This is a genomic window from Synergistetes bacterium HGW-Synergistetes-1 (genome assembly GCA_002839185.1).
GTDB lineage: Bacteria > Synergistota > Synergistia > Synergistales > Synergistaceae > Caenicola.
Window position 1 is genome coordinate 177,541 of sequence record PGXO01000004.1, and the last position, 16,480, is coordinate 194,020.

Annotated in this window: 17 protein-coding genes and 4 tRNA genes; 20 read left to right on the forward strand and 1 reads right to left on the reverse strand. The window is 47.9% G+C overall.

All coding sequences use genetic code 11. The annotated features are described in order from the left end of the window. Positions 1-83 precede the first annotated feature (83 nt). Positions 84-158, reverse strand: a tRNA-Val gene (locus CVV54_04455). A gap of 235 nt (positions 159-393) precedes the next feature. Between CVV54_04455 and CVV54_04460 the strand changes: the two genes are divergently transcribed. From CVV54_04460 to CVV54_04555, 20 genes are all read left to right on the forward strand, one after another. After that, positions 394-1,239 carry a diaminopimelate epimerase gene (locus tag CVV54_04460; GenBank protein PKL04739.1) on the forward strand — a complete coding sequence of 282 codons (846 nt, stop codon included), beginning with the start codon at positions 394-396 and terminating at the stop codon, positions 1,237-1,239. A 79-nt stretch (positions 1,240-1,318) separates the two neighbouring features. After that, positions 1,319-1,834 (forward strand): signal peptidase I, encoded by a 516-nt coding sequence (lepB, locus tag CVV54_04465; GenBank protein PKL04878.1) that lies wholly within the window; start codon positions 1,319-1,321, stop codon positions 1,832-1,834. Continuing rightward, on the forward strand, positions 1,835-2,671 hold the full coding sequence (locus tag CVV54_04470) for a ribosome biogenesis GTP-binding protein (protein ID PKL04740.1): 837 nt from the start codon (positions 1,835-1,837) through the stop codon (positions 2,669-2,671). A gap of 17 nt (positions 2,672-2,688) precedes the next feature. Then, on the forward strand, positions 2,689-3,267 hold the full coding sequence (locus tag CVV54_04475) for a ribonuclease HII (protein ID PKL04879.1): 579 nt from the start codon (positions 2,689-2,691) through the stop codon (positions 3,265-3,267). Beyond that, the gene (locus CVV54_04480) at positions 3,264-3,728 is read left to right on the forward strand and encodes a hypothetical protein (protein ID PKL04741.1); all 465 of its coding nucleotides are present in this window, start codon (positions 3,264-3,266) and stop codon (positions 3,726-3,728) included. The genes CVV54_04475 and CVV54_04480 overlap by 4 nt, the downstream gene beginning before the upstream one ends. Then, positions 3,725-5,239, forward strand: coding sequence for an ATP-dependent protease (locus CVV54_04485; protein PKL04742.1), 1,515 nt, complete (start codon positions 3,725-3,727; stop codon positions 5,237-5,239). Before CVV54_04480 ends, CVV54_04485 begins: the two co-directional genes overlap by 4 nt. Continuing rightward, on the forward strand, positions 5,224-6,327 hold the full coding sequence (dprA, locus tag CVV54_04490) for a DNA-protecting protein DprA (GenBank protein PKL04743.1): 1,104 nt from the start codon (positions 5,224-5,226) through the stop codon (positions 6,325-6,327). Before CVV54_04485 ends, dprA begins: the two co-directional genes overlap by 16 nt. A 14-nt stretch (positions 6,328-6,341) precedes the next feature. Then, the gene (locus tag CVV54_04495; GenBank protein PKL04744.1) at positions 6,342-8,612 is read left to right on the forward strand and encodes a type I DNA topoisomerase; all 2,271 of its coding nucleotides are present in this window, start codon (positions 6,342-6,344) and stop codon (positions 8,610-8,612) included. Continuing rightward, positions 8,593-9,939 carry a methylenetetrahydrofolate--tRNA-(uracil(54)-C(5))-methyltransferase (FADH(2)-oxidizing) TrmFO gene (locus tag CVV54_04500; protein ID PKL04745.1) on the forward strand — a complete coding sequence of 449 codons (1,347 nt, stop codon included), beginning with the start codon at positions 8,593-8,595 and terminating at the stop codon, positions 9,937-9,939. The genes CVV54_04495 and CVV54_04500 overlap by 20 nt, the downstream gene beginning before the upstream one ends. 401 nt (positions 9,940-10,340) lie before the next feature. Beyond that, positions 10,341-11,228, forward strand: coding sequence for an integrase (locus tag CVV54_04505; GenBank protein ID PKL04746.1), 888 nt, complete (start codon positions 10,341-10,343; stop codon positions 11,226-11,228). Between the two features lie 40 nt (positions 11,229-11,268). Continuing rightward, the gene (locus CVV54_04510) at positions 11,269-12,105 is read left to right on the forward strand and encodes a GTP-sensing pleiotropic transcriptional regulator CodY (protein PKL04747.1); all 837 of its coding nucleotides are present in this window, start codon (positions 11,269-11,271) and stop codon (positions 12,103-12,105) included. Positions 12,106-12,126: 21 nt separating this feature from the next. Beyond that, entirely contained in the window at positions 12,127-12,495 is a 369-nt protein-coding gene (locus CVV54_04515; protein ID PKL04748.1) for a two-component system response regulator, read from the forward strand. Positions 12,496-12,618: 123 nt separating this feature from the next. Continuing rightward, on the forward strand, positions 12,619-13,044 hold the full coding sequence (locus tag CVV54_04520; GenBank protein PKL04749.1) for an RNA-binding protein: 426 nt from the start codon (positions 12,619-12,621) through the stop codon (positions 13,042-13,044). Further along, entirely contained in the window at positions 12,953-13,624 is a 672-nt protein-coding gene (locus CVV54_04525; protein PKL04750.1) for a DUF501 domain-containing protein, read from the forward strand. Before CVV54_04520 ends, CVV54_04525 begins: the two co-directional genes overlap by 92 nt. An 89-nt stretch (positions 13,625-13,713) precedes the next feature. After that, positions 13,714-13,789, forward strand: a tRNA-Lys gene (locus CVV54_04530). 9 nt (positions 13,790-13,798) lie between these two features. Beyond that, positions 13,799-13,874 (forward strand) — tRNA-Glu (locus CVV54_04535). Positions 13,875-13,885: 11 nt separating this feature from the next. Then, positions 13,886-13,961 (forward strand) — tRNA-Thr (locus tag CVV54_04540). Between the two features lie 285 nt (positions 13,962-14,246). Beyond that, on the forward strand, positions 14,247-14,981 hold the full coding sequence (locus CVV54_04545) for a recombinase (protein PKL04751.1): 735 nt from the start codon (positions 14,247-14,249) through the stop codon (positions 14,979-14,981). Positions 14,982-15,056: 75 nt separating this feature from the next. Then, the gene (locus tag CVV54_04550; protein PKL04752.1) at positions 15,057-15,680 is read left to right on the forward strand and encodes a flagellar biosynthesis protein FliA; all 624 of its coding nucleotides are present in this window, start codon (positions 15,057-15,059) and stop codon (positions 15,678-15,680) included. A 47-nt stretch (positions 15,681-15,727) separates the two neighbouring features. After that, positions 15,728-16,348 (forward strand): hypothetical protein, encoded by a 621-nt coding sequence (locus CVV54_04555; protein ID PKL04753.1) that lies wholly within the window; start codon positions 15,728-15,730, stop codon positions 16,346-16,348. The last annotated feature ends 132 nt before the right edge of the window (positions 16,349-16,480 follow it).

Sequence of the window (16,480 nt, forward strand, 5' to 3'; positions counted from 1 at the left end):
TTATCTGTGGTTACTTGAAAAAGCAAGAAACCCTGCTGTGGGCAGGGTTTCTTGGGTATATGGAAACGTGTGGATTATTGGCTTGGTGGGCGATATTGGGTTCGAACCAACGACTTCCACCGTGTGAAGGTGACACTCTACCGCTGAGTTAATCGCCCGCTTTGTGCATCGGATGGAATTATACTTGCTTAGTGGCAATATTTCAAGTTTCGTGCCAGAATTCGTGCCAGATATTGTCAGCAAAATTGCCGATGATGGTACGTTTGTTCCTGATATCGGCAAAGCAGGAGGAGCCATGATGGGATATCAGACTGGATGCCGCTCCCACAAGTCAGTGCATTTGGTGTAAAATAGTTCCCGTTGGCAAAATACAAACGAAGGGTCGAATGCCGGATGATCCTGTGCACAAAAATGAACGGCAACGGAAACGATTTCCTCGTCATAAACAATATGGAGCTTAAGTACAGCGGGGAAACGCTTTCCATGTATGCAAAGGCTCTTTGCAGAAGGAGAGAGTCACTGGGCGCAGACGGTATCCTTGCAGCGGAACCATCGGAAGCCCATGATTTCAAAATGAGACTGTTCAACCGCGACGGCACAGAGGGCGAGATGTGCGGCAACGGGGCAAGGTGCATTGCCAGATATGCATTTCTTAAAGGCATAGTAAAAAAACCTGAGATGACCTTTGAAACCATTGGCGGCAGAGTGGATGCCAGTGTAAGGGATGCAAGAACGACCCTCAAACTTTCTCCTGTAAATATTTCAAGCCTTGTTCACGATGTTCCCGCCTCTGTCGAAGGATATGATTTCAACTATACTTTTTTGACAGTCGGCGTTCCTCATGCAGTAATATTTGAAAAGACGCGCCTTGACTCTGAAGATCAATACAGGAAGATCGGCAGGGCGATACGTTTACGGACAGACCTTTTCCCGGAAGGGGCAAATATTAATTTTGTCTCACCAAAGTCAACTTATGAAGCAGGTCTTGACGTCATTACATATGAGAGAGGGGTTGAAGACCTTACCCTTTCATGCGGTACAGGTTCCACGGCAAGTGCAATAGCTGCCTTTACTGCCGGACTGACCGGCCCTGTGGTGGATGTTTATAATCCGGGAGGGCTGAACAGAGTATCCCTTGAGTTCGGACCCTCGGGCAAGATCCTGCCTGAGCTTGAGGGCGGAGCGTCATATATAGCGGAGATCGAGGCGTTGGAGGAAGCGTTAGAGCAGTATAATTAAAATGTTGACCGGGAAAAGAGCCATCAGTCTAGTTGCGCTGCTTGTCCTTTTTCTAATTTATATTGGAGGAATCAATGTTATGCCTAAACCATGGTGGCGTGAAACGATAGAGACAGTTTTCTGGGCGCTTGTGCTTGCCCTTATCCTAAGGACCTTTGTTATTCAGGCTTTCTGGATCCCAAGCGGATCGATGATACCCACTCTTGAAGTGGGAGATCGTGTGCTCGTGCTCAAATTCTGGTACGCGATGCCCAAAGTTGAGCCAAAGAGGGGACAGATAGCCGTCTTCAAGTACCCGGTGGACCCTAGAAGGGATTTCGTAAAGCGGATCATCGGTCTTCCCGGTGACAAGGTAGAGATAAGGAACGGCACAGTGTATGTCAACGACAAAGAAGTATTTGAGCCATACGTGAAAAACAAAGACACTTTTGACATGCTGCCGGAAACAGTTCCTGAGAAAAGCTATTTTTGCCTGGGAGACAACAGGCCGAACTCGCAGGATGGCAGGTTCTGGGGGTTTGTCCCGAGAAATTTCTTCCGGGGACCCGCTGTTTTCAGATACTGGCCGCTCAACCGGATAGGGCTGATCGAATAAATGGGCAGGACTGTATGGTTCCCCGGGCATATGGCAAAGGGCAAGCGCCAGCTTGAGGCGCTTGCAGCCAATATTGACCTTATTTTAGAGGTTCGGGACGCGAGAGCGCCGAACCTCTCTTCGTCGCCCTTCCTTCACATCTTTGCCCCTAAAATAAAAATATGGACCATCCTCTCAAAAGCGGATCTTGCTGATCCCAATATCACTAAAATATGGACAGATCATCTGAAATCAAAAAATCTTCCAACATGGCCGCTGGATCTCCGCAAAGGAGGGCTCAGCCAGATACGGAAAGAGCTGACGGAAAAGAAACCGGCCTTCCGGGATCTCAGGATGGCGGTGGTCGGCATCCCAAACGTTGGAAAATCTATGCTCATCAATCAGCTGGTAGGAAGAAAAGCTGCCCCTGTTGGCGGGATACCCGGAATAACCAAGGGAGTCTCCTGGTTCAAGGGAGAAGGGTTCCTTCTGGTCGACTCACCCGGGATACTTGATCCTCACAGCGACGCAAGGGCACACCGGATCATTTCATGGATAGGCGCTACAAGAGGTCAGGTAATAGGCAATTGGGAAGATCATGCAAAAGAATGCATATCATTCCTGATCACAAAAAATCTTTGGCAGGGCGTTGAATCAGCCTGGGGAATCAAGCCTGAGGGGACTCCGGCGGATATTCTTGAATCTGTAGGCAAAAGGCTCGGCAAACTGCTGCCGGGAGGTCTTGTGGACATTGAAAGCGCAGGCAGGGTTTTTATAGACGCTTTTGCCACAGGAAGACTTGGCAGGATGAGCCTTGAAAGACCGGGAGATCCGCCGCTGTGGGAGAGCCTCAAGTAATGTTTGGAAAAGCTGGGATAGTTGCCGCAGGAACAGATGAAGCAGGCAGAGGTCCGCTTGCCGGGCCTGTTGTTGCAGCTGCGGTCATCCTTACTAAAGAACAGAGACAATATCTTCTTTCAAAAGGTCTGAAAGATTCAAAAAAACTTTCACCGTCAAGGCGAGAAGATCTTTTCTGCAGGATGTGTGAGTGCGGGATAAAGTGGAGGGCGCAGGCCGCGTCACCGCATAGGATAGACAGGATAAACATACTCCAGGCCTCTCTATGGTGCATGAAGAGATCTGTAGAGCGCCTGGATTCCGAACCGGACATAGTATTGGTCGACGGCTGTACGTATATTCCCGGACTTGGAATATATCAGAGATGTGTGGTCAAAGGAGACGACAGGGTGCCTGCCATAGCTGCCGCATCTGTCGTAGCAAAGGTTTTGAGGGACAGGATAATGCGCACCATGGACAAACTCTACCCGGAGTACGGTTTCAGCGCCCACAAGGGATACCCATCAGCCGAACACAGAAGGATACTGATGGAAATTGGCCCTTCACCGATCCACAGAGTCTCTTTCAAAGGAGTCTCGAGGGAAACAGCGGTATGAGCCTTGAAAGGGCTCTAAAACGCTCATTACAAGAAAGAAATAAAGTCTCCACTCAAAAATCTTCCGGGAAAGATCAGTCTGACCCTTCCAAAAAGCTCCCGCTTCACCTGCAGACAGGAAAATATGGTGAAGAAAAGGCGGCAGAGTACCTCACCCACATCGGATACAGGATCATAGCGAAAAATGTAAGCTGCAGGCATGGTGAGATAGACATCATTGCCGATGACGGCAATGAGATCGTCTTTGTTGAGGTCAGGACCAGGAGCTTTGGCTGGCTCATGCCGCCTGAATGTACAGTAGGACCTGAAAAAATAAAAAAACTTAAAAAAGCCGCCAGGATATGGACAGAAAACAGAAATTACACTGGTTTTTGGCGTATAGATCTAGTTGCTATCACGCTTAAAGAGGGCAGTGGACCCTCTATAGAACATATCAAAGATATCACGGAGGGAATACTATGAACTCTGTCTCAGGTATAACGCTTCGGGGAGTCAAGGCGGTTCCGGTAGAGGTGGAAGTGGAGATAACCGGTGGACTTTTCAACATATCAGTGGTAGGTCTTCCTGACGCTGCCGTCAGAGAGGCCAGAGAAAGAGTCAGGGCCGCTCTCCGGAGCGTAGGGATAACGCTCCGGGGGAGAGTGGCGATCAACCTTGCTCCTGCTGACGTGCCAAAGGAGGGAGCACTGCTTGATCTTGCTATCGCAGTCGCAATAGCTTGTGTGCAGGGCGGAGTGAAGGTCAAAAAGCCATCCCTCTTCATAGGCGAACTTGCGCTCGACGGAAGGCTCAGAAAAGTCAGGGGAGCTGTACCCGCGGCTTTTCTTGCCCGGGAAAAGGGATGGGATATCTACCTGCCGGAAGAAAACGCTGAAGAGGTCAGTCTGGTCGAAGGGGTATCTGCATGGAGGGTGAAATCGCTTGGAGATCTCTTTGCGCATTTGAGAGGGGAGATCGAACTCGCCTGTGTCGGTTACTGCGAGGCTGATTTTACTCCCCCCCAGGCAGATCCGGACTTTTCCGACATCAAAGGGCAGTCTGCTGCCAAGCGGGCGCTTGAGATCGCGGCGGCGGGCCATCATAACCTTCTGTTGGTCGGATCTCCGGGTTCGGGTAAAACGCTTCTGGCAAGGGCACTTAAAGGGATACTTCCTCCCCTTTCCGATCCGGAGCTTATGGAGGTGCTTCTTCTCAGAAGTACTGTCGGGAATTCGATCTCATCTGTCAGGGAGAGACCCTTTAGATCTGTGCACCATACTGCAAGCGCTGTTGCTCTCTGCGGCGGAGGGACCACACTAAGACCGGGCGAGATAAGCCTGGCCTCGAGAGGAGTGCTCTTCCTGGACGAGTTTCCTGAGTTCACCAGGGATGTCCTTGAGGCGCTCAGACAGCCGCTGGAGGATGGCCAGATAACTGTAAGCCGCGCCTCGGGCAGTGTTGTCTATCCGGCAAAGGTGCTCATGGTCGCTGCCTGCAATCCATGTCCCTGCGGTTTCGCGGGAGATCCAGTTGAACACTGTACATGTTCACCTTCAGCCCTTGACAGATACAGAAGGCGTCTTTCAGGCCCCATTCTGGACAGGATAGATCTTCACATTTCTATACCCAGGCTTTTGCCGGAAGAGCTCGTTTCACTGGAGGGAAAATGCGGCGAGAGCAGTGCAGAAGTTGCTGAAAGGGTGAGAGCGGCACGGGAGATCCAGATAAAACGGTGGTCCAAGTATGGGATCGGATCAAATTCAGAGATACCTGAAAAACTGCTTCGAAGAAACATAGCGCTGACCCCGGAAGTAAAAAGCTTTCTGCTCCAGGCACTGAACCGCGTAAGGCTCTCGGGAAGGGGGCTTTCCAGAGTCCTCAAGGTATCGAGGACAATAGCCGACCTCTCCGCTTCAGAAGAAATAAAACTTGAACATGTTGCAGAGGCTCTGAGTTACAGGGAAGGGGAAGCTCTCTCTTGGATGAAAATTTAAAGACGCTTCTTCTCCTTAACAGCCTTGAAGGCCAGGGAAGAAAATTATGGTTTGCCCTAAAAAGAGGACTGATATCCCACGACGAGCTTTGGAAATGCAACGCAAAACTTTTTACAGAGCTTGGCATCACAGAGAGGACAATTGTCGCGATCAAGACAAAAATTGACATGAGATGGGCCGAAATTGAAATGGAGAAATGTTTGAAGCTGGACATACGGGCTGTCGGAATAGAAGACGAAGATTACCCTGCGAAGCTAAATGATCTTAACGATCCGCCACTGATACTTTACTGGCACGGAAGCGAAAAACGGATACCTCATAAGTGTATCGGAGCCGTAGGAACAAGAAGGGCAAGTACATACGGAAGAAGAACAGCTTTAAGGATAGGTGAATACTGCGCACATGCAGGGATCCCCCTCATAAGCGGAGGAGCTTCTGGCATAGACGGGAACGCACACATGGGAGCCTGTACGTCAGGAGGAAAAACATTTGCAGTATTCGGTACAGGAGCGGATGTATATTTCCCCCAGTCAAATGCAAACCTATTCAGAGAAATAAGAGACTGCGGGGCACTTATATCAGAATTCCCGATCGGCAGCCAGGGGGAACAATGGCACTTTCCAAGGAGGAACAGAATAGTAGCAGCCCTTTCTTCAAAGCTGATAGTCGTCGAAGCGCCTCTCAAAAGCGGAGCTATGATAACTGCCGGATTTGCAGCAGAGCTTGGAAGGGAAGTATGGGCAGTTCCTGGAAGGATAGACGAAGAATCGGCATTCGGAAGCAATAAGCTTATTTTTGACGGAGCTTATCCCCTCATAGATCTGAAGGATTTCTTCGAGACAAATACAAGGGCATCTGCAGTATTTTCCAATAATGATCTTAAGGCGGATCCGGTGTCTGACATTGACCTTTCACATGAAGAAGAGGAAATATTGAAGGTTTTAAGGTTTGGCGGAGGGCAGACAGTTGACAACATCGCTCTTGAGGTTAAAATGAGCGCCGCCGGCATTTTAAAAATAATTGCAATTTTGTCTGCAAAAGGAATAATATATTCTTCGGGCTCAGGCCGGTATAGCGCAAATGTTTGAGAGAGGTGTAATAAATGGCGACTGTTCATGGGACTAAAGAAAAAAAGATGATCGATGAAGCTGCTGAAGTAAAAGCCAAAACCACAAAACCAGCTGCCAAAAAGAAGACCAATAAAACTGTGGAAGAAAAGACTAAAACCAGCACTAAACCTGTCAAAAAGAAAGCATCAACTAAAACTGCAAAAAAAACAGCATCCAAAAAGTCTTCTTCAAAAGAGAACGGCAAACAGAATTTCAAGCAGTATGAGGGGAAGATCCTTGTAGTTGTCGAATCCCCGGCAAAAGCCAAAACTCTGGAAAAGATACTGGGCAATGGATACAAGGTCCTTGCAAGCGTAGGACATGTAAGAGACCTTCCGAAGGGCCGTATCGCCATAGACATCGATAATGACTTTGAACCTGACTACATCCAGGTCAGGGGCAAAGCGGAACTGATACGCGGACTCAAAGGAGCGTCGCAGGTCAGCAGCAGAACTCTTCTGGCATCAGACCCTGACCGAGAGGGAGAGGCGATAGCATGGCATCTTGCTTCTCTCCTTGACATAGACCCGAAGTCGGAATGCAGGATAAGGATGCAGGAGATAACGGAGCATGGGGTCACCGACGCTGTAAAAGATCCTGACTCAATAGACATAGATAAAGTTGATGCTCAGCAGGCTCGCCGTGTTCTTGACAGGCTTGTGGGCTATCAGCTGAGCCCCCTTCTGTGGAACAAGGTAAAACGAGGCCTCTCTGCGGGAAGGGTCCAGTCAGTAGCGCTAAGGATAATCTGTGAGCGCGAAGACGAGATCGACAAATTTATTCCCGAAGAGTACTGGCTGATAGATGTTGAAAGCAGCAGTACGGACGGAAAGAGAAAATACAGGCTCAGAGCTGATAAATATCAAGGCAAGCCGCTCTCCGTCCATAATGAAAAAGAGGCTGCGGGTGTCGAAAACGAGATAAACAAATCAGAGCTTAAGGTAGAGGAATTCAGAACAAAAGAGAGTCCCAAGTCTGCCCTGCCGCCATTCAAGACCAGCACCCTCCAACAGGAAGCATCCAGAAGATGCGGTTTTGCACCGGGCCGGACGATGCGGATAGCTCAGTCCCTTTACGAGGGCATTGACATCCCGGGAAAAGGACCGGTCGGGCTCATAACATACATGCGTACCGACAGTCTGAGAATATCTCCTGAGGCAGTTGCATCATCTAAACAATTCATTCTCGATAACTACGGTAAAAAATATTTACCCAAAAGCACAAATATCTATGCTTCAAAGGCGAGATCTCAGGATGCCCATGAAGCTATCAGGGCAACAGACCCGTTTATCACTCCGGAATCTGTAAAAGGCTGCCTGACGCCTGAGCAATACAGGCTTTATGAACTTATATGGAGCCGTTTCATAGCAAGTCAGATGGCGCCTGCAATAATTGCAAGGACAACCCTGACATGTGTCAGCGGAGATTACTTGCTCAAACAGTCCGGTGCGGTAGTCGTATTTGACGGATGGGGAAAGGTGTTCCCGCTGGGAGTCAAAGATGCAGACATGAAGCCGGCTGTTGAAGGGGAGACTCTTCTTATTGACAAGATAATAAAGGACCAGCGCTTCACCCAGCCGCCATCGAGGTATACAGAGGCCGGTCTTGTCAAAGCGCTTGAAGAAAAAGGTATCGGAAGGCCTTCGACCTACGCCGCGATAATCAACACGCTCACGGTGAGAAATTATGTCGACCGAGGCGAAGAAGACAAAAAACTCATCCCCACAAAACTGGGGAGGCTTGTAAACACCTTTCTTGTAAAGTACTTCTCAAGCCTTATAAACGTAGACTTTACTGCGATGATGGAAGATGAGCTTGATCAGATCGAGGCGGGGGAACTCCGGTGGAGGAAAGTAGTCGGAGAATTCTGGAACGGCTTTAAGCCTGTTCTTGACGACGTATCAGCCCATGCTGAGAGTATGAAGCCGGAACCTGAGATGGTAGGTGAACCGTGCCCGGAATGCGGCAAAGATCTTGTTGTCAAAAGCGGAAGATTCGGAGAATTCATTGCCTGTTCCGGATATCCCGAATGTAAATATACAAGGAACATCGTCAGGACGACCGGGATCAAATGTCCCAAATGCGGAGAGGGCGAACTTGTCAGAAGACGCGCTGCAAAAGGAAAGGTCAAGGGAAGGATGTTCTACGGCTGTACGAGATATCCTGAATGTGACTTCATTTCGTGGAAAAAACCCGGAACGGCAGACCAGGAAGCTGCAGTTACAGATCCCGCAGAAATTGAAAATGCAGATACAGAGATGTAAAAAGATAACAATAACAGGAGGAGGACTCTCCGGTTCAGAGGCAGCATGGCAGCTTGCGCAGCGAGGATTTCATGTCAGGCTTTATGAAATGAGGCCTGAAAAAAAGACTCCAGCACATGAAACGGCTTTTCTTGGTGAGCTGGTATGCAGCAACTCTTTTGGAGGGGAAAAACCGACCACCCCTGCAGGTATACTTAAATCAGAACTAAGCCTCTTAGGCAGTCTCATAATGGATTGTGCCCAGAAAAGCAGAGTTCCTGCAGGGAACGCGCTTGCTGTTGACAGAGATGTCTTTTCACGCCTTATCGATTCAGCGATCTCGTCTCATCCAAACATAGAGGTCATAAGAGAAGAGATGACCGAACTTCCGGAAGGCCCTTCCATTATTGCGACAGGACCGCTGACAAGCGATGCATTCGCGGAAAGCCTTAAAAAACTGGTTGGCGAAGACCTCCTCTATTTTTACGATGCTGTCGCCCCGATAGTGACGCTTGAAAGCGTAGATCCCGAACATTCATTCAGAGGAAACAGATATGGCGAGAGCGGAGACTATATAAACTGCCCAATGGACGAGGATGTATACCATGCTTTCTGGGAGGCATTGGTGGCCGCCGAGACTGCTCCAAAACACAGTTTCGAAAACGAAGAGATGAGACACTTCGAAGGCTGTCTGCCTGTGGAAGTGATCGCAAAGAGGGGAGAAAAGACCCTTCTTTTCGGTCCGCTCAGGCCTGTAGGTTTCACTGATGAAAAAAACGGGAGGATATACACTGCTGTTGTGCAGCTGAGGCAGGACAACGAAGATGGAACTCTTTACAACATGGTCGGCTTCCAGACCAACCTGAAGTGGGGCGAACAGGAGAGAATCTTTCGAATGATACCCGCGCTCAGGAATGCTGAATTTATCCGTAAAGGAGTAATGCACAGGAACCTGTTTGTATGTGCGCCTACTGTTCTTGACGGATACCTCAGGCCGGTCGGCAAAATGGATACATTCCTGGCCGGGCAGATGACCGGTGTCGAGGGATATCTTGAAAGCACAGCAATGGGGCTGGCCTCTGCACTATTCATGACTGCACAGCTCAGAGAGGTTTCAATGCCGGATTTCCCGTTTGAGACTGCAATAGGATCACTTCTGAATTACCTTAGGACTGCCGTTCCAAAAACTTTCCAGCCAATGAATGTAAATCTTGGAATATTCCCAAAACTTGAGGGAAAGAAGATCAAAAGACGCACTGAACGCTGCGAGGCTTATCATGAAAGGGCGATAGGCGCGATGCGCGACTTTATCAAATCGCACGCAGAGTTATTTAACAGCGATAAGTAGCCAGGATGGAGATTACGCCTTGGGAGTCGATAGCAAATCAATTGGAAATCAATTGGGAATCGATTGTTAGAGACTGTGGCAAAAATCGTGCTGCGGGAATCAATTGATGATCAATTGCAAATCGATGGGGGAGTCAATTGTGAATCAGTTGTTTGGATCTGAGAACCTGGCCTCTCACTGAGATCCGGGATTCAGGCACTTTGAACCTTCCCTATAACTAAATAACTAATTTTTTGAACCAACCAATTGACTTGCCACCGATTTGCTATTGATTCCCTGTAGGAGACAGAGAACCCTGTCTCCTACAGCTTTTTAGACTGAATAGTAAACAAATGCTTGTATCTTGTGAATTTTCTTAAAATTCGCTTGAAATTTCAACTCTACATGCTAGAATACCATTCATGGCAGAAAACATATCAGAAAATGTCGATCAGTTTTTAGCATTTATGGAATCCAGAGGCCGCTCAAAAAACACTGTTATTAACTACAGGGTCGATTTAGAGCAGTTCAGGGAGTATTTGCTGAGACAGGACATCTCAGATGTTTCTGGGATAGATTCTCAGTCAGTCCGAGTCTACCTCTCAAATATCATAGGTTTCGGCATAGCAAAATCGTCCGCTGCAAGAAAGCTTTCCGCTGTAAGAGGCTTCATAAGCTGGCTTTCTTCGAGGGAAATACTTGAGTATGGTGTTGCAGCAGGACTTAAGGGACCCAAGTTGCCGTCGTCCCTTCCAAGAGCTCTGTCATATGAGGAGACAGAAAAGCTTCTTGTAGAAGGGCCTGAAAATGGTAAACACTATCAGAGGGACAGGCTGATACTTGAGCTGCTTTATGGTTCAGGTCTCCGTGTATCTGAATTGATAGACCTTAATTGGGAAAACATAGAGACAGATCAAAGGATGATCAGAGTGTTAGGCAAAGGTTCAAAGGAACGGCTTGTACCATTTGGTCCGAGCGTCAAAGAACTCCTTGAGGACTGGAGCCTCCTTTCAAAAGAAGGAACCAAAGGACCTCTGTTCATATCAGAAAAGGGAGCAGAAAGGCTTACAGTCAGAACAGTGCACAGACTGGTACAAAGAGCTGCTTTGCGGGTAGGGATCTACGGAGTATCACCGCATACATTGAGGCATTGTTTTGCGACACATCTGCTTGAACGCGGAGCTCCGCTGAGGGTCGTCCAGGAACTCCTAGGCCACGAAAGCATAGCCGCGACTCAAAGATACCTCTCTATTACAGCGGAACAGATGAAGAGAAGTTATATGGAGCACCACCCGAGAGCACACGAGTAATACTTAAAAAATAGAAAAAACAGGGAAGGAAGTTGTTGCAATGGACACACCGAAAGAACTTATTGAAGCAAGACCCAAAATCATGAATCCTGCCGCAATGCAGGATCTTCTTGAGAAAACGCGGATAGTCAGCCGTGCTCTCCAGTCGCGCAAGGATCGAGGAACTCCCGACTATCCCAAACTTGCAAGACTTATGTCAGACCTCTCAGCAGCTAACGTCTACGTTATCAACGAAGACGGAAAGATACTGGGCTACGCCTGGATAAGCGAATATGACTGCCCAATAATGGCAGACCAGCTTCTGGACGGTGCAATGCCGGCCGCTTACGTTGAAAAGGTAAACTCGTTCCACGAGTCAATACTGAATCACACGGACCACGGCCTCTGCGCCTATGCAGATCAGCCATGCACATACTCAAACAAGCATGTGCTTCTTGTCCCGATCAATGGTTCCGGGGAAAGGCTGGGAACACTTATACTTGCCCGTTTTGGCTGTCAGTTCGACACAAGGGACCTTGTCCTTGCCGAGTACCTTGGTACAGTGGTAGGACTGGAAATACTTAACGACAGAGGAAAATCGATAGAAGAACGCGGACGTGAGCGTCTTGTGGTCCAGATGGCCATGAGAGCCCTATCATACTCTGAAGTTGAATCAGTCAGACACATAATCGAAGATCTGGGCGGGTCAGAGGGTGTTGTTGTAGCAAGCAAAGTTGCAGACAGAGTCGGTGTAACGAGAAGCGTTATAGTAAACGCATTGAGAAAACTCGGAAGCGCTGGTATCATAGAGAGCAGGAGCCTTGGGATGAAAGGAACATACATCAAGGTCCTCAGCCCGCTGTTTTTAGAGGAGCTTGGCATAGCAGTCTCTCGTTAAAAATTTAGGGAGGGTGATATCTTGAAGGCAAAAATCCTCATCGCCGATGATTCGGCCTATATGCGTTCGATACTAAAAGACCTGCTCCTTCGGAACGGTTATGATGTCATCGGCGAGGCAGAGAACGGTAAAGAGGTTCTTGGTCTATACCGGAAACTCAAGCCTGATGTCGTAGCGATGGATATCATGATGCCTGAGATGAGTGGTATACAAGCTCTCAAGGAAATCAAAGAAAATTATCCGGAGGCCAGGGTGGTCATGTCCGCGGCGATGGGTCAGCAGCATTTAGTTGTTGAAGCCATAAGAGCAGGTGCGGCCGACTTTTTTATAAAGCCTGTCCAGGCAGAGAGAGTTGTCGAAGCGATAGACAAAGCGCTGCAGCACAGGTAGGCTGTTTTATACAACAAATGGAGTAGCTATTTTTATTTATTATGGTAAAATGCGCTCCATGATATTTTTTTAAAGACTCCGTGCAGAACGGAGACATATTTTTCTTGGAGGTCAGAACCGCATATGGTAGATAAGGTACCCGCAGCATCAGGAGTAAGCGTGGGGGATGTGCTTAACGGAACTGTAGAGCACGTTGCCGCCTACGGCGCGTTTATCAGGCTCGAATCGGGACAGAAGGCGATGGTCCACATATCAGAACTGTCTCACAACTATGTAAAAAAGGTTGAGGACGTTCTGGAAGTCGGACAGAAAATAACCGCAAAGGTTATTAAGATCGATGAAAAGGGCAGGATAGACCTTTCTATAAAGGCGCTTCAAATCAAAGAGCCTCCCGCCAGACCGGTCTACCGTGAAGATGACTTTGAGAAGAAACTTACTACATTTCTCAAATTCAGCGATGAAAAAATTGCCGACCTCAGTAAATCAAAAGAAGTCCGCAGCACTAAAAGAAAAACCGGAACCGGAACCGGACAAACCGGCAAAAAATAGTGTCGGGGAAATGATAAAAAAAGATTCCTTTAAGGAGCCGGCGGCAGATCATCCGCCGGCTTTTTGGACACCTTTGAGTGGCGGTGATATTGCCATTCTAAGAAAAAGGAACAGCCGTCGGCGTTTCGATCTCTCGATTATCTATGCTGTGGCGGCAAGATGTTCTTATGAATTTCCACAGGTACTGGTATGCAGGCCTCACCGAAGGGGAGGAACTCCTTTCCCAACAATGTTCTGGCTGACATGTCCGTTTTTAGACCGTAAATGCGGTGAACTGGAATCGCTCCAGAAGATAGGCGAACTGGAAGGACTGTTCATGACCAGACATACAGAAGTTTCCATATGGCATGAAAGATACGCTCTTTTGAGGAAGAGCATATCTGCTAAAGAGACAGATATCCCTACCGGGGTCGGAGGAATAAATTGGCGGGATGTCCCTCATGCTGTAAAATGTCTTCATCTTCAGGTTGCTACATGGCTTGGCTGGAGGTATCACCCTGCAGAGGACTGGCTCAAAGAACAGTTGGAAGTTACAGAATGTGCCTGCGGGATTTGCGGAAAAACAGATGATAATAAATAAAAAATCCTGATCATAATATATAATTTAGCAAGTCCTTATTGACTTTCTCGTAAAAACCTGTAAAATTACCCATCGTGATGTACATTTTTGAGCCGTTAGCTCAGCTGGCAGAGCACCGGACTTTTAATCCGGGTGTCCCGGGTCCGAGTCCCGGACGGCTCACCATTTTTTTGCGGTCCCATCGTCCAGAGGCCTAGGACACCGCCCTTTCAAGGCGGCGACACGAGTTCGAATCTCGTTGGGACCGCCATTATTTTAGAGGCCAGCGTAGCTCAGTTGGTAGAGCAGCGCACTCGTAATGCGCAGGTCTCCGGTCCGAATCCGGACGCTGGCTCCACTCGAAAAAATACAAACCCCGGTCAATGTGACCGGGGTTTTTTTGTAGTTCAGCTCACTTAAAATGATCCATCGTTCCTGTGAAACAACTCCGCTATCTGTTAGAATTTCTGGTGTTGGAGAACAATGGTGAAACTGCGGCAGGGACGGGCAAGCAATCGGCAAGCAGTTGTTTATGAATTACAGTTAAGCGATGGCTAAGCAATTGCTCAGCGACGGCTCAGCCATTGCTCAGCCGCATTTGAAATCGCCGCTTCACAAATCTTAAGACCGTACAAAGGGGATCATGATAGTGTTAAAAAGTCATAGCTCAGCTTCAAACAACAAGGAGGGTGTCCTTGAAACACCGGGACTTTCTTTGGTCATCAAAAGAAAAATAACGTTTGTAAGACATGGAATCACAGAGTGGAACAAGATGTTCCGTTATCAGGGCATAACAGACGTACCTCTTTCACCTGAGGGAGAAGAACAGGCAAAAAAGGCTGCGCTGCGTCTTTCATGCGAATCTGTTGACAGGGTCATATCGAGTCCGCTCGAACGTTCGATGAAGACGGCTGTCATCATTGCAGAAACTATAGGAATCAAGAGCGTGGAAGCGTGGGATGAACTTAGAGAGGTCGACTTTGGTGCGTGGGAGGGGCTTACAGTACCCCAGATAAAGGAAAAATACGGAGAAGATCTCTTCGAGAAGTGGAAAGCTTCACAAATCGACGTTACTGCAACAAACGGAGAAGATGCGGATCTGGTGTATAAAAGGGCTGAAGGCTGTGCTGCGAAGATATTGGCACTAAAAGATGAACATGTCGTAGTAGTTGGACATGGAGCACTTTTCAGAGCTCTTTTGCTCCCTCTGATAAAGATACCGAGAGGGAATGTGTTCTGGAAGATGAAAATGGACAACTGTTCTCTTTCAGGTATCGGTGTAGACAGGAAAAATAGAGCTTTCATAGTTTTTTTCAACGACACAATCCACCTGAGGACAAAGATCGATTGCATCAAAGATATTCCTCTGCCGTGGTAGATTTCATAGATTAATGGTAGAATCACCAATGTAGGTGTAGTTGCATAGATTGTATAAAAAACGCGAAACGAGGATATGCCTTTGAAAAGCGATCCCGAGAAAGTTACGACAGGGAATGACGAGAATAGACCAGAAGCAGAAAAAAAACTGTGGTTAAGGTGTTCCAACGGAGATGAGGAAGCACGGGAGGAACTTATCCTTGCATACAGGCCTATGGTCTATTGGCTTGCGAAAAAACTTAAAGTTCCATACGGTACTTATCCCGACCTGATTCAGGAAGGTATGGTCTCTCTTATCAAAGCTGTCGACCGTTTTGACGTAGAAAGAAACAACTGTTTTTCTACGTATGCCTATTACAAGATAAAGGGCGGGATGATAAATTTCATTCAGCGTGTAGAAGCAAAGGCTCCGATCCCGGTCGATGATGAGACGGTTTTTATCCATGAAGCTCCACTGACCGGATCTCTGTCTGAACATGCAGACAAGTCCGAATGGACTCTTGATCTTGAGCAGGCCCTGAACAGCTTGTCCCAGAGAGAGGCAGATATCGTAAAGGCTCTTGTGATCGAAGGCAGAATGGCCAAAGAGGTTGCTGAAGAGGCAAATCTTGACATAAGCCACATTTACCGGATCCGCAGGAAAGCTATGGCCAAATTACGTAAGTGGCTAAATGCAGATGAAGCCACTTCCGCCATGTAATACGGGATAATAATTAAACATCCCCATGGGCATGGAGGAGGCACCGGATGAAAAAGAAGATCTCAAGGATACAAAGATGGCTGGACAGACTTTCCACCGCCTGCGAGACCGGAAGGTGGGATTCTGCTCTTGTGGAAGCAGACTGCCTTTCAGCAGAGGTACGTGAGATAAGAGAAGACCTGACTCAGAAACTTGAAAACGATCATGCTGCGGCAGTAAACATATTCAGCAGATCCGCAGTCACCATGAGTATCAAAAGCGTTGGGATAGCGCTCTTTATTGTCTTGGTTTCGACCATACCTCTTGCAGTTGAATCTGAAAGGCCATGGACAGCTCAGACTGATACGAAAGCGGCCCAAGGCCCCGGAGATGAGATCCTTGCGTGGGTGACACGTGAGGAGGATGAACTTCTCAGGACCCTGAGATCAGACCTCAGCGGCCAAAATGCAGGAGCGATTCAAACAGAGAGCGTTTTCTCGGCACCTGTAAAAAAGAGAACTTCTGCACAGGCTAAAAGGGAAATAGTTGTGGTTTCTGAAATACCTGCTGTCCGGAATATACCTGTGAGATCTGAAGCCGGAATAAGTGCAGAGGATCTAATGGCTCTTTTGCAGATAGGGGAAAAGGCTCTGAGAGGAGACACCCCTGCGATCAAAGTAATAAAATAGCAACATTGCGCTGATACATGCGCTGATATTTTTATCCATTTCAGAGGAGTGGTTTTTTGTGTCTTTCCATGCCAGGTTTTTTTCAGCAATAATTCTTGTTTTCCTTTTGATACTCACACCTGCATATGCAGC

Bases quoted from the DNA above. Each gene is read 5' to 3' on its own strand.
- CVV54_04460 (PKL04739.1), top strand. From the start codon at position 394: ATGATCCTGTGCACAAAAATGAACGGCAACGGAAACGATTTCCTCGTC.
- lepB (PKL04878.1), top strand. From the start codon at position 1,319: ATGCCTAAACCATGGTGGCGTGAAACGATAGAGACAGTTTTCTGGGCG.
- CVV54_04470 (PKL04740.1), top strand. From the start codon at position 1,835: ATGGGCAGGACTGTATGGTTCCCCGGGCATATGGCAAAGGGCAAGCGC.
- CVV54_04480 (PKL04741.1), top strand. From the start codon at position 3,264: ATGAGCCTTGAAAGGGCTCTAAAACGCTCATTACAAGAAAGAAATAAA.
- CVV54_04485 (PKL04742.1), top strand. From the start codon at position 3,725: ATGAACTCTGTCTCAGGTATAACGCTTCGGGGAGTCAAGGCGGTTCCG.
- CVV54_04495 (PKL04744.1), top strand. From the start codon at position 6,342: ATGGCGACTGTTCATGGGACTAAAGAAAAAAAGATGATCGATGAAGCT.
- CVV54_04500 (PKL04745.1), top strand. From the start codon at position 8,593: ATGCAGATACAGAGATGTAAAAAGATAACAATAACAGGAGGAGGACTC.
- CVV54_04505 (PKL04746.1), top strand. From the start codon at position 10,341: ATGGCAGAAAACATATCAGAAAATGTCGATCAGTTTTTAGCATTTATG.
- CVV54_04510 (PKL04747.1), top strand. From the start codon at position 11,269: ATGGACACACCGAAAGAACTTATTGAAGCAAGACCCAAAATCATGAAT.
- CVV54_04520 (PKL04749.1), top strand. From the start codon at position 12,619: ATGGTAGATAAGGTACCCGCAGCATCAGGAGTAAGCGTGGGGGATGTG.
- CVV54_04525 (PKL04750.1), top strand. From the start codon at position 12,953: ATGAAAAAATTGCCGACCTCAGTAAATCAAAAGAAGTCCGCAGCACTA.
- CVV54_04545 (PKL04751.1), top strand. From the start codon at position 14,247: ATGATAGTGTTAAAAAGTCATAGCTCAGCTTCAAACAACAAGGAGGGT.
- CVV54_04550 (PKL04752.1), top strand. From the start codon at position 15,057: ATGCCTTTGAAAAGCGATCCCGAGAAAGTTACGACAGGGAATGACGAG.
- CVV54_04555 (PKL04753.1), top strand. From the start codon at position 15,728: ATGAAAAAGAAGATCTCAAGGATACAAAGATGGCTGGACAGACTTTCC.